The organism is Pseudomonas cichorii, from assembly GCF_003700275.1.
In the GTDB taxonomy this organism is placed as follows: Bacteria; Pseudomonadota; Gammaproteobacteria; order Pseudomonadales; family Pseudomonadaceae; genus Aquipseudomonas; species Aquipseudomonas cichorii_B.
Map to the genome: position 1 here is coordinate 33852 of NZ_RBRE01000038.1, position 11357 is coordinate 45208.

Below are 11357 nucleotides of genomic sequence, written 5' to 3' on the forward strand. Positions count from 1 at the left end.
GCCTGATACATGGCAACGAAAGCGCTCCCTCGGCGTCTTGCCGTGTGACAGGCCGCATATGGAGAGGAAGGTAATGGTTGCCAAGGTATTGATTATTGGGGCGTCCGGGCGCGTTGGCTCACAAGTGGTCGAGGCGCTGAAAAACAACGATCAAGACGTGGTGCTGCGTCTGGCGACAAGCCGCCCCGAAGTCGCCTGCAAGTGGCGCGATGAAGGACATGACGCCGTCGTGCTGGACCTGAACCAATCCGTAACCTTTGCTGAGGCGCTGAAGGGGGTTGACCGCCTGTTCTTGCTGACCGGCTACACCTCAGACATGCTTTTTCAAAGTAAAAAGCTCGTCGATGCCGCGCGCGATGCCAACGTCAGCCATATCGTTCATTTAGGTGTATTCAGCTCGCGTCAGGATCTCATCCCGCATTTCAACTGGCATGACCTCATTGAAAGTTACATTGAGGCCAGTGGAATTGCATGGACGCACGTGCACCCTAATGTCATCAGCGATTCGGTATTGGTAACCAGCCCGCCGATGGAAGAAACAGGCTCTTTCACGGTTTTCTGGGGCGACATGCCGCAAGGATGGGTCTGTGTGGCGGACATTGCCGCCGTTGCTGCCGCGGTGCTGCGAGAGGGGCCGCAGAAGCACGCAAGTACCGACTATTGGTTGAGCATAGAAGTGCTGACGGGGCACGACGTGGCGAGCATTCTCTCTGAGGCCGCAGGAAGAGAAATAAAATGCAACGCCCTTCAACCTGCTGGCCTGGAAGCATACGTCGCCAAAATCCCCTCGACTCCAGAGCGTACCTACATGGAGAGCGCCGTCATCACCATGCAATTGGCAGCGGCTGGGCAGATGGAACGCCAAACGGTTGTCGCGATGACGTGCTGACAGTTTTGGGGCGACCAGGGACAACCATGGCAGAATGGGCGCGTCAGTATTTCAGCAAAAGCTGATGGTCTGCGACGGTTGCCGGGTCTGGAATGCGTTGCTGCATGATGAAACGGAATTTCCACCAGCCAGCACAGAGACAAATAATGAAGCAAAACCGAATCCGGCTGATCATGCCTGCCAGCGCTGCCGAGGCATTTGAGACCTTTCACAATCACACCGTGCGGATGCGCTGGGACACCTTGTTATCTTGTGCAGAAGTGGAGGGCGGTGGTAGCCATCCTTACACCGGTGCGATCACGTTCAATCAGGGGCGCGGCTGGAAACGCTTTTTCGCCATGCGCACCCGATTCGTGAATTATCAGCCCGCCAGAGTAGCGGCCGCAGTTCTGGTCGAGCCTGCGGGCTGGTTCGACGCTTGGTCGGCCTCGATGCAGCATCGTGATATCGAGCATGGCCAGTCGGAGCTGATCTACAGCTTCAGAATTCAGTTGCGTCCGCGTTGGTTGGGACGAGTTTTTGATCCTCTGGCCAATCGATTGTTCGAGCACGAAACCCGGCAACGTTTTGCTGCGATGGCAGAGTACTTGCGATCCAGGGATTGATTGAGCCCGGCCGCCCGGCGGAGCTCCAGACAACAGATAAAAATGGGCCATCGGTAGGAGCGGATTCATCCGCGAAGACACTAACCCCGTCTCCCCAAAACGCCAGCAACCGTTACTTAAGCTAACGAAAACCCCTTCAATGCAGGAGCTTTCCTGCGGCATTTGCCCTTTCTTATGTATGAACTTTCCTAGAGAATCCCGACCGCTTGCGTGTGTCGATTCGGGGATTTAGTGTGCTGCGTCGCTGCAAAATCAGCGGCCGGATTTAGCGATCCGAACCTTGCACTCGCAATAGCGTCATGCTGCCTCATGCCCTTCAGGTATGAGGTTGCTTCATGGCGGCTGTGCGTCGGAGACCTTCGGGTCTGCCGGTGTGTGCGAGTGAAAGGCCGGTTCGCTAACCTTCGCACAGCTGCCACCCTTCATTCGTTTAGCGACGTCAGTCTGGTGGCTCTTGATTCATAAAGGAGCTTTCACTCGATGGACCTTCCATACCCTTCACCTCCCTGTTCCGACCACTTCGAGCCGACCATCTTCATCCGTCACCACCGCATGCTGCGCGCTGTGATGCTGGATGCCCAGGTCTGGTTTCCCCTGGCTGATCTGGCTCGTCTGATGGGCAGACAACTGGACGAACGCGCCACGCTAAAACTCGACGCCGATCAGCGCCGCACGGCCTGGCTATTGACCCACGGGCACTGGGAAAAATGCCTGATGATCAGTGAGTCAGGCGTCTTTGCGTTGTTGGTGCATCACTATGTCCCGGAAAACCGTGCACTGCGCCGCTGGCTTGCTCAGGAAGTGCTGCCCGCTCTGGACACTCGAATGGCTGATACCAGCGATCAACCTCTGTTGTATCAGATGCGCTGGCAGGGCAATACCTTGAGCGCACTGCAATGGCACGGAGAGCTTTGGGTGAAATTGCGTGATTTGCCTGAACTGGTGCAGGTGCAACCTGATGCGGCAAGAGAGCCCTGGTGGCGGCGGCTGGTAACGGGGCGTAAGTCGTTTACTGCCTGATGGTGGGCTATTGATCGTTTCTGGTTGGCAGAGGCGGGGGCGATCAATAGCGATCAAAGGGCAGGTGGTTTTTGGAGCCAATGAGCTGGCTAAAAATATGTTTTCGGAACGGAAACTTAGTTTGAAATACTCAGTCTGTATAGGTAGTGGCTTACCGCCATATATGTTTTTTAAACAGGCTGAAAACATTGTTCTATTTGTTTTTTCTTGATAAGGATTTTCGGCACGCTGAATAGTTACTTTTTCGCGTGTCCCCATATATTGATCGTACTCGTATATTCGAGTGTTTGATTACTTTGCTTGTCATCCCGATAATTCCGTAAGGAACTTGTATGAAGCTCAAGGTCGTTCTGCTGGGTTCGATTCTGTTTGCCGCGCCTCTGTATCAAGCTTTTGCCGATAGTTGCAGAGCCAATATCATGGGTGGTTATGATTGCAGGTACGACAATGGCACAACTTCAACAAGCAGTTCAAACATCATGGGTGGGGAGAATGTGCGATACAGCGACGGTCGCAGCTCAACCAGCCGTGCGAATATCATGGGTGGGCAGGATACCCAATACAGTGACGGTAGCCGCTCAACCAGCAGTTCAAACATCATGGGTGGGCAAAATACACAGTACAGCGATGGTCGTAGTTCAACCAGTCGTGCAAACATCATGGGTGGACAGGACACGCAATACAGTGACGGACGCAGATCAACCAGTCGCTCAAACATCATGGGCGGCCAGGATACGAGTCACTAACAGGTTGATGAGTGTCGATGGTTGAATGGTTTCTCCTGGAAGGCAGACCTGCTTTCCAGGCGTTTCTCCATGATCGGTCAATAGTAACGGCCCGGGTGGTTGCTGCCGCCCATTGCAGGCTTCCTGTCTCGATCCATTGAGGTGCGAAGCTGCTATCATTCATGCGTTTACAGGCTGAGTAAAAACCATGAATCGTCGTAAAAAAATCCAGCAGCTACTGAAGGCTCACGCCAAAAAGGCCAGCGCCAAATTGGCACCAAAAAACAAGCCCAAGTACATATGCAAGGCTGACCGATTGAAAATGGCTGCCGAAGCCAGCCAGGATTCAAACACTTCGATTGAGAGCTGAATTTACACTTGAGCTTTTTGACAGGCCAACCTCGACGGCCCGGACATTTAGCGAGGCGATATCGGATAGTACTGCTACGGCGAGAGCGCCGGGCAGGAGCGGATTCATCCGCGAAAGCATCCGTGCACATTACGAAGAACCATCGTCAGAAGCGTGAACAACCGTTACTTCAGCTAACGAAAATCCTGCGATTGCAGGACCTTTCCTGCAGTCATTGCCCCTTAAAGGTTGGCTCCGCGCAAAAAAATCTGCCATGCCAACCGTCTCATTCATGAATATCGCGAGTCCGTCACCTGAATCGCCCTGAATCCACAATGCACTATTGGTTCGCTGAACAATACGAAAACGGTGAGTATTCTTGACTACTCGTCTCATGTTGAGCAGCAGTTCCTGGCTCTTGCAACTGCTCTGCCTCGGCTGATTCGACCCCGAACTTCTTTGTCGTTGTGCCCAAGCGCTGGGCAGCGAACCTTGCAATGAGTGCGCCTTGGCGTATTCGATCTTGCGCTTGCCCCGTAGCAGCACACAGCCTTTGCCACAGTGCCTGTAGCGGCTTGGTCGTGCTGCAATCGGCCAGATAACGCTCCCGTTCAAAATGCTCCTTTCGCTTGCGTAAAAGCACCAATTTCTCCAAAGGATTACTGGCGTTTGGGCTGAATTCTGCACGTCAGGAGCGCAATTGGGCGCTGTTGTTGTGCCCTTTTTTGCACTCTCTCAACGTCATTTTTTGCACTGTTTGCGCGCAGCCCATGTTGCTGCGCACTGGCGTGGGGCGGTCCATTCTGATGATTTGAAATTCGTTTTGAAAATCCTGTTCTGCCACTGATTTGCTGTGTTATGTTGATAACACTTGGCATGAAAATGATCGACAAATAACATTCTGTGTGTCGGACAGTGCTCAATAGGTGGGACTTTACAGATGGAACAGGCAGGCTTTTTGAAGATGCTGGAAGAGAAGTTTGCGGATCTCACGCCGACTGGAAAGCGTATCGCCGGTTACCTGCTGGCCAATCCGCAGAAGTTGCCTTTTGAAACCGCCGACAGCATTGCCCAGCAAACCGAAACGACGGGGATTTCAGTGGGGCGATTCCTGCGCTCGCTGGGCTATCGCAACATTGACGATGTGAAGAAAAGCCTGCTTGGCGATGATCGCAGCACTTGGGTGATCACTGACCGGTTGGGCGCTTTTCGTCAGGAAACAACCCACGGCGACACACTGGAACGTTCGATGAAGCGTGAAGTGGATGCCATACAGCGGGTATATGAGCTAGCACGCAGCGAAACCTTCGGCGCAATCGTGCACAACCTGTTTACCGCCGAGGCGGTTTTTATCGTGGGGATACAGTCCACTCGCGGCATCCTCAATGCGTTCTTCAGCCACTTGGAATACATCCGCCCCAAGGTTTACTACGTCGACGGTTTGTCAGGGACGTACGCTGAATCCTTGAACTCCGGTTTTGCAAAACCCTATGCCGTGATCGCCGACTTTCGCATGTACTCGACAGTGGCCAGAACTTTTTGTGACGTGGCTCATCAGCAAGGCTTGCCGTTGGCCTTGATCACCGATTTTCAATGCCCCTGGGCGCGGGATTACCCGTGTGACCTGTTGCAGCTTGACGCCGATGTTGGTCAGTTCTGGGACTCTCTGGCGCCGTTGGCGTGTTTGCTCAACCTGTTGGTATCGGCGGTGGCTCAGAAGCATGGCGGCCATCTGGACGAACGATTGACCAGGAATCGTGAGTTGCAGGAATTATTTGGCCAGTTTGAATAACACGCTGTTGAATTTATAGGCCTGAGTTGGAGCTTTGACGTGAACAACAATCCCCTCATCGACATCGATGCGCGCAAGCTGGACGTCGAAATCGATCTGGTATACGCCGGCGCCGACAATCTGGCTGGGAAACAGATCTACCAGGATACGCGCTGTCGCCTGCACCGAGACGCCGAGGTTTGCCTGAGTAAAGCCAGTCAGCTGGCGCGCCAGGCCGGGTTGCGGTTACGGGTTTTCGATGCCTACCGCCCACCTTATGCCCAGTACTTGCTGTGGGATGCGCTGCCAAATTCGGAGTATGTCCGCGACCCGAGTCTGGGCTCGCACCACAGCCGCGGCGTGGCTGTGGATGTCACCCTGGTAGACGCTGCCGGCAAGGCGCTGGACATGGGCACTGGGTTCGATGACATGCGTGAGCCGTCCCATCAGTTTTACCCGGATCTGCCGCACGCGGTTCAGCAGAACCGTTTGATGTTACTGGGAATAATGCTCGCTTCCGGTTTTACCTTTATCGACAGCGAATGGTGGCATTACGAATTGCCTGACGCTGAGGCGTACCCGCTGATCGATGAGCCCGCGAGTGGGGGCCACTAACAGCAGCACCGTGATAACTGACCGAGACGCCAATGAATCTCGGCTGATGACAAGCGAGCGCTGTTGTGATGACAGGCTCAGGAGTATCGATGCTTTCCAGCATCATTTCCACTGCCCGGTATAGCACCAATAACAAACCTGACGACGTCTACTTCGAGCATAAAGGAACCGGCATGAAATCAATCGTTAAACCTCATCATCTGGCGATCGCTGTGTTTTTCAGTGCCATGGGTCTCGGTACCTGGCAATCGGCGCAGGCCGCTGTGGCGCAGGATACCCTGATGATCGGTAAACCATCTGATCCCCAGACGCTAGACCCTGCGGTGACTATCGACAACAACGACTGGGCCATTACCTACCCAGCGTATCAACGTCTAGTGACCTACAAGGTTGAAGACGGCAAGGGCAGCACCGAGGTGCAAGGCGAACTGGCCAGCGACTGGACAGTTTCGGCAGACAACCTCATTTGGGATTTCAAAATCAAGGCGGGCAACCTGTTTGACGATGGCACTGAAGTCAACGCCCAGGCGGTGAAGTTCTCGTTCGACCGGGTTATGAAGCTCAAACAAGGCCCTTCGGGCGCGTTTCCTGAGGACATGGCGGTCAGTGTGGTAGACCCGCTGACCGTCCGTTTCACCCTCAAGGCCCCCTATGCGCCATTTCTGTCGACGCTGGCACACAACGGCGCTGCCATCGTCAACCCGCTGGTGGCTAACAAGCCCGAAGGTGCTGAAACCTACCTGTCCACTCACACCGCAGGCTCCGGCGCTTTCAAGCTGGTGGACTGGCAGAAAGGCCAGAGCCTGACCCTGCAACAGAACTCCTATTACGCTGGGCCCAAGCCAGCCTTGAACAAGGTGGTGGTGAAAATCATCGGCGAAGCATCGGTACGTCGCCTGCAGCTTGAGCGCGGCGATCTGGATATCGTCGAGGACATGCCAGAAGACCAGCTCAAGGCACTGGCCAGGAAGCCGGGCATCGTGGTGGGCGACTACCCCTCGCTGCGCGTGACCATGCTCTATCTCAACACGCAGAAAGCACCTATGAGCAACCCGGATGCACGCCGGGCCATTATCGAATCGATTGACTACAACGGCATTATCCAAGGCATTCTGGGGGGGAAGGCCAAGCCATTGAACGGCCCGATCCCGCAAGGTATGTGGGCCTATGACGAGAAGCTGCCAGCACTGAAGCAGGACTTGGCCAAAGCCAAGGCAGACTTGGCCAGGGTTTCGCCAAAAGTCAGCAACCTGACTTTCATGTACTCCGACAAGGACCCCAACTGGGAGCCGATCGGCCTGACTCTGCAAGCTGGGCTGCAAACGTTGGGTGTGAACATGAAGATGGAAAAACTGGCCAACGCCAGCATGCGTGAACGCTTGGGTTCCGGTGACTTTGACGTGGCGATCGGCTCATGGAGCCCGGATTTTGCGGACCCCTACATGTTCATGAACTTCTTCTTCGACTCCAAGCTCAAGGGCCTGGCGGGGAATCGGTCGATGTATGAGAACCCTGCAGTGGACGCGCTGATCCGCGAATCGGCAACCACCAATGACATGTCCAAACGTGTCGAGCTGTATCAGAAGGCACAGAAGATCGTGCTGGCTGACAGCGTCTACGCCTATCTCTACCAGAAAGCCTACACCTTGCCGATGAGCGAAAAGGTCAAGGGTTATGTGTTCAATCCCATGCTTGAGCAAGTGTTCAACATCGGCACGATCACCAAGTAATACGTCGTAGCAAGGCACGCCCTCGCGGAGTTTTCCGAGGGCGTGGTAACGCCATGCCCGCGAAAAGTTTCGCTCTGCCCATTTACAGGTTTTACCGAGGTGCCTCATGGCCTTCCTGAATATTTTGCGTAAACGCCTTGGCGGCCTCCTGCTGGTGGTGTTCGGGGTCTCACTGATCACCTTTTCGATTTCGCATCTAATCCCTGGCGACCCGGCCCGACTGATTGCTGGTGACCGAGCCACCGATGCTATTGTCGAAAATATCCGCCATCAACTAGGGCTGGACCTGCCGTTGTATCAGCAGTACGGGCGTTACATGCTGGATCTGTTCCACGGCGACCTGGGCACTTCCATCCGTACCAGTCGCCCGGTACTGGAAGACTTGCAAGCGTTCTTCCCGGCTACCCTTGAGCTGGCCTTTGCCGCGCTGACGTTGTCGATTCTGGTAGGCGTGCCGCTGGGCGTGCTGTCGGCGGTGTATCACAACCGCTTCATCGACCAGGTGGCCAGAACGCTGGCAGTTACCGGTATCTCCACGCCGGCCTTCTGGCTTGGCCTCGGTCTGATCGTGCTGTTCTATGGTCACCTGAACTGGTTGCCTGGCAGCGGGCGGTTAGACGAGGGCCTGCAACCGCCACCGACCTATACCGGGTTCTACCTCATCGACTCCCTGATCGCCGGAGACACCGCGCTGTTTTTCAATGCTCTCAAGCATTTGATCCTGCCGGCCATTACCTTGGGTTTCGTCAACCTGGGGGTGATCGCGCGGCAGATACGTTCGGCCATGCTCGACCAGCTCGGCGAGGACTATATCCGTACCGCCCGTGCCTACGGCCTGTCGAAGTGGACGGTGATCTTGCGTCATGCGCTACCCAATGCACTGATCCCGTCGATCACCGTTCTGGGGCTCACATTGGGTGACCTGCTTTACGGCGCCGTGCTCACCGAAACCGTGTTTGCCTGGCCGGGCATGGGCGCGTACGTGGTCAAGTCGATTCAATCGCTGGATTTCCCCGCAGTCATGGGCTTCGCCATTCTGGTGTCGTTCATCTACGTACTGCTCAACATGACGATCGATCTGCTGTATCGCTTGATCGACCCCCGCATTGGCGAGGTCAACTGACATGTCCAACTCCCTCTCTAACTCTGTTGTGACGCCCTTGGTAAAGGTGGGTGGCTGGCAGGACAGGCTCGCTTACCTCGCTCACCAGGTGCGGCGCAGTCCGCTGACCATGGCCGGCCTTCTGATTACCTTGATGGTGTTGTTGGTCATGGCTTTCGCTCCTTGGCTGGCACCTCACGATCCGAACGCCCTGAACCTCACGCAACGCCTCGCTGCGCCGTCGGCCGAGCACTGGTTTGGCACCGACGAAGTGGGCCGTGACCTGTTCAGCCGAGTGCTGTACGGCAGTCAGCAATCGGTGGGTGTCGGCCTGTTCGTGGCCTTTTCCTCGTGCCTTCTCGGTGGGCTGCTGGGCTGCCTGTCCGGGATCATCGGGGGGCGCTTCGACAGTCTGGTCATGCGCTTGATGGATATCATGCTTTCAGTACCGTCGCTGGTGCTGATCATGGCGCTGGCTGCCGCGCTTGGCCCCAGCCTATTCAATGCAATGCTAGCAATTACCCTGGTGCGTATTCCTTTCTACGTACGCCTTGCCCGTGGTCAAGCCTTGAGCATTCGCCAAATGGGTTATGTGAAGGCGGCAGAGACGTTTGGTGCTGGCCGCTGGCACATGGTCAGTTGGCACGTGGCGCGTAATGCCATGCCGCCGCTCCTGGTGCAACTGAGCCTGGATATCGGCAGCGCTATTCTGATGGCTTCGGCCCTGGGCTTTATTGGCCTCGGCGCGCAGCAGCCGACTGCAGAGTGGGGGGCTATGGTTGCCACAGGGCGTAACTACATCCTTGACCACTGGTGGTACTCGACCTTTCCGGGCATGGCGATCTTGATTACTGCCACCGGTTTCAACCTTCTGGGTGACGGTGTGCGTGACCTTCTCGATCCACGTCAGCAGGGGAAATGAGCATGCACAATCAAGCGCAATTACTCGCAGAGTCTGCCGAATCGGTGTTGGCCATCAATGATCTGCGCATCGAATTTCCGGCCTATCGCAGTACGGTCAAGGCCCTCAATGGGGTTTCCATTGACGTCAAACCGGGCGAAATCGTCGGCGTGATCGGGGAGTCGGGGTCTGGCAAGTCGGTGACCGCAATGCTCAGCATGCGCTTGCTTCCCGATAAGGCCTACATCGTCAAAAGCGGTTCGCTGAGAATTCTGGGCCGTGACATGCTCGCTGCCCGTGAAGAAGACTTGCTGAAAGTGCGCGGGCGCGATGTCGCGATGATCTTTCAGGAGCCGATGACCGCACTCAATCCGACCCGGCGCATTGGTCGGCAAATGCTCGATGTGATCATTCATCACCAGCAACTTGGCAAGCCACAGGCCCACGCCAAAGCAGTTGAACTGCTGCGCGACATGCACATCGCCGACCCTGAGCAGGTCATGAAAAGCTACCCGTTTGAGCTTTCCGGCGGGATGCGCCAGAGGGTGATGATTGCCCTGGCGTTTTCCTGCGACCCGAAGCTGTTGATCGCCGATGAACCCACCACTGCCCTGGACGTTACCGTACAGCGTCAGGTGCTGCTGCTTCTACGTGAAAAAGCCCGACAGGCCGGGACCGCCATTTTGCTGATTACCCACGACATGGCACTGGTGTCGCAGTTCTGTGACCGGGTGTATGTGATGTACACCGGTGCGGTGGTGGAGCAGGGCGTAACCGCCCAGGTGATGGCGGCCCCAAGCCATCCCTACACCAGAGGATTGCTCAGTGGCCTGCCCGAGCAAGTGGAGCCCGGGCAGGAACTGCTGACCATTCCCGGCCAGGTCCCCAATTTATCCGCACTGCCAGACGGCTGCACTTTTCGTGATCGCTGCACTGTCGCCATTGCGCAATGCAGCGAGCGCCCGCCGCTGTTGAGCCTTGCTGACCAGGCCGGCCGTAAAAGCGCCTGCTGGCTGGCCGAACCGTCCCGTATTTCTACTCTGGAGCTGCAGCCATGAGCGATGTCGCCAGCAAACCCTATCTGGCCAGCAACCCTGCAATCCTGGGCTTGCAGGATGTTCGGGTGCATTACCCCATGGGCAATGACTGGCTGGGCAGACCCAAGGCTGTCGCCCACGCGCTCAACGGTATCGACCTGGACGTTCACGTCGGTGAAACCCTGGGCGTGGTCGGCGAGTCCGGCTGTGGAAAAAGTACCTTGGCGCAGTTGTTGATGGGGTTGATCAAGCCCACGTCTGGCAGGCTCGATTGGGTCTACAACGATGCCAAGGAGCTCAACAGCAATGTCCAGATCGTCTTTCAGGATCCGCAATCCTCGCTCGATCCACGACTGCCAATCTGGAAGATCATTACCGAGCCGTTATACGTGCAGCGTTCTGTGCCGCGCCGCGATATGCGTGAGATAGCGGCAAAGGTAGCCAGCCGGGTGGGTATCCGCAGCGAGTATCTCGACCGTTACCCGCATCAGTTTTCCGGTGGCCAGCGTCAACGTATTGCCATCGCCCGGGCCTTGTCCTCTGACCCTGACATCATCGTGCTGGACGAGCCGACTTCAGCCCTGGACATCTCGGTGCAGGCGCAGATTCTCAA

The 11357-nt window shown here is 56.0% G+C and carries 12 protein-coding genes and 1 pseudogene; 12 read left to right on the top strand and 1 reads right to left on the bottom strand.

Annotation, left to right across the window (positions count from 1 at the left end):
• Positions 1 to 73 precede the first annotated feature (73 nt).
• From ALQ04_RS09630 to ALQ04_RS09650, 5 genes are all read left to right on the top strand, one after another.
• Positions 74 to 889 (top strand): NmrA family NAD(P)-binding protein, encoded by an 816-nt coding sequence (locus tag ALQ04_RS09630; protein WP_183142145.1) that lies wholly within the window; start codon positions 74 to 76, stop codon positions 887 to 889.
• Between the two features lie 146 nt (positions 890 to 1035).
• Positions 1036 to 1494, top strand: a complete 459-nt coding sequence (locus ALQ04_RS09635) for an SRPBCC family protein (RefSeq protein ID WP_122315531.1) — start codon at positions 1036 to 1038, stop codon at positions 1492 to 1494.
• Positions 1495 to 1974: 480 nt separating this feature from the next.
• Positions 1975 to 2514: a Bro-N domain-containing protein gene (locus tag ALQ04_RS09640; protein WP_122315532.1), complete on the top strand. Its 540-nt coding sequence runs from the start codon at positions 1975 to 1977 to the stop codon at positions 2512 to 2514.
• A 332-nt stretch (positions 2515 to 2846) separates the two neighbouring features.
• Positions 2847 to 3260: a hypothetical protein gene (locus ALQ04_RS09645; protein ID WP_122315533.1), complete on the top strand. Its 414-nt coding sequence runs from the start codon at positions 2847 to 2849 to the stop codon at positions 3258 to 3260.
• Positions 3261 to 3447: 187 nt separating this feature from the next.
• Positions 3448 to 3609, top strand: coding sequence for a DUF2986 domain-containing protein (locus tag ALQ04_RS09650; protein WP_122315534.1), 162 nt, complete (start codon positions 3448 to 3450; stop codon positions 3607 to 3609).
• Between the two features lie 483 nt (positions 3610 to 4092).
• Here the strand turns inward: ALQ04_RS09650 and ALQ04_RS09655 are convergent.
• Positions 4093 to 4219, bottom strand: a pseudogene (locus ALQ04_RS09655) (IS5/IS1182 family transposase); the annotation flags it as partial.
• 309 nt (positions 4220 to 4528) lie between these two features.
• Here ALQ04_RS09655 and ALQ04_RS09660 point away from each other — a divergent pair.
• The 7 genes from ALQ04_RS09660 to ALQ04_RS09690 form a co-directional block, all read left to right on the top strand.
• The gene (locus ALQ04_RS09660; protein WP_122315535.1) at positions 4529 to 5380 is read left to right on the top strand and encodes a MurR/RpiR family transcriptional regulator; all 852 of its coding nucleotides are present in this window, start codon (positions 4529 to 4531) and stop codon (positions 5378 to 5380) included.
• Between the two features lie 39 nt (positions 5381 to 5419).
• Positions 5420 to 5974 carry a D-alanyl-D-alanine dipeptidase gene (ddpX, locus tag ALQ04_RS09665; protein ID WP_122315536.1) on the top strand — a complete coding sequence of 185 codons (555 nt, stop codon included), beginning with the start codon at positions 5420 to 5422 and terminating at the stop codon, positions 5972 to 5974.
• A 173-nt stretch (positions 5975 to 6147) separates the two neighbouring features.
• On the top strand, positions 6148 to 7704 hold the full coding sequence (locus ALQ04_RS09670) for an ABC transporter substrate-binding protein (RefSeq protein ID WP_122315540.1): 1557 nt from the start codon (positions 6148 to 6150) through the stop codon (positions 7702 to 7704).
• A 106-nt stretch (positions 7705 to 7810) separates the two neighbouring features.
• Entirely contained in the window at positions 7811 to 8827 is a 1017-nt protein-coding gene (locus tag ALQ04_RS09675) for an ABC transporter permease (protein WP_122315537.1), read from the top strand.
• Position 8828: 1 nt separating this feature from the next.
• Positions 8829 to 9728, top strand: coding sequence for a D,D-dipeptide ABC transporter permease (ddpC, locus tag ALQ04_RS09680; protein WP_122315538.1), 900 nt, complete (start codon positions 8829 to 8831; stop codon positions 9726 to 9728).
• Positions 9729 to 9730: 2 nt separating this feature from the next.
• On the top strand, positions 9731 to 10765 hold the full coding sequence (locus tag ALQ04_RS09685; RefSeq protein WP_122315541.1) for an ABC transporter ATP-binding protein: 1035 nt from the start codon (positions 9731 to 9733) through the stop codon (positions 10763 to 10765).
• Positions 10762 to 11357 (top strand): dipeptide/oligopeptide/nickel ABC transporter ATP-binding protein (locus ALQ04_RS09690; RefSeq protein WP_147466579.1); only part of this gene is annotated, 596 nt, incomplete at its 3' end. The genes ALQ04_RS09685 and ALQ04_RS09690, both read left to right, overlap by 4 nt.

What these genes read in the sequence shown, in the direction of transcription:
- ALQ04_RS09630 (WP_183142145.1), top strand. Translation starts at nt 74, where the DNA reads ATGGTTGCCAAGGTATTGATTATTGGGGCGTCCGGGCGCGTTGGCTCA.
- ALQ04_RS09660 (WP_122315535.1), top strand. Translation starts at nt 4,529, where the DNA reads ATGGAACAGGCAGGCTTTTTGAAGATGCTGGAAGAGAAGTTTGCGGAT.
- ALQ04_RS09635 (WP_122315531.1), top strand. Translation starts at nt 1,036, where the DNA reads ATGAAGCAAAACCGAATCCGGCTGATCATGCCTGCCAGCGCTGCCGAG.
- ALQ04_RS09640 (WP_122315532.1), top strand. Translation starts at nt 1,975, where the DNA reads ATGGACCTTCCATACCCTTCACCTCCCTGTTCCGACCACTTCGAGCCG.
- ALQ04_RS09645 (WP_122315533.1), top strand. Translation starts at nt 2,847, where the DNA reads ATGAAGCTCAAGGTCGTTCTGCTGGGTTCGATTCTGTTTGCCGCGCCT.
- ALQ04_RS09685 (WP_122315541.1), top strand. Translation starts at nt 9,731, where the DNA reads ATGCACAATCAAGCGCAATTACTCGCAGAGTCTGCCGAATCGGTGTTG.
- ALQ04_RS09670 (WP_122315540.1), top strand. Translation starts at nt 6,148, where the DNA reads ATGAAATCAATCGTTAAACCTCATCATCTGGCGATCGCTGTGTTTTTC.
- ALQ04_RS09650 (WP_122315534.1), top strand. Translation starts at nt 3,448, where the DNA reads ATGAATCGTCGTAAAAAAATCCAGCAGCTACTGAAGGCTCACGCCAAA.
- ALQ04_RS09675 (WP_122315537.1), top strand. Translation starts at nt 7,811, where the DNA reads ATGGCCTTCCTGAATATTTTGCGTAAACGCCTTGGCGGCCTCCTGCTG.
- ddpC (WP_122315538.1), top strand. Translation starts at nt 8,829, where the DNA reads ATGTCCAACTCCCTCTCTAACTCTGTTGTGACGCCCTTGGTAAAGGTG.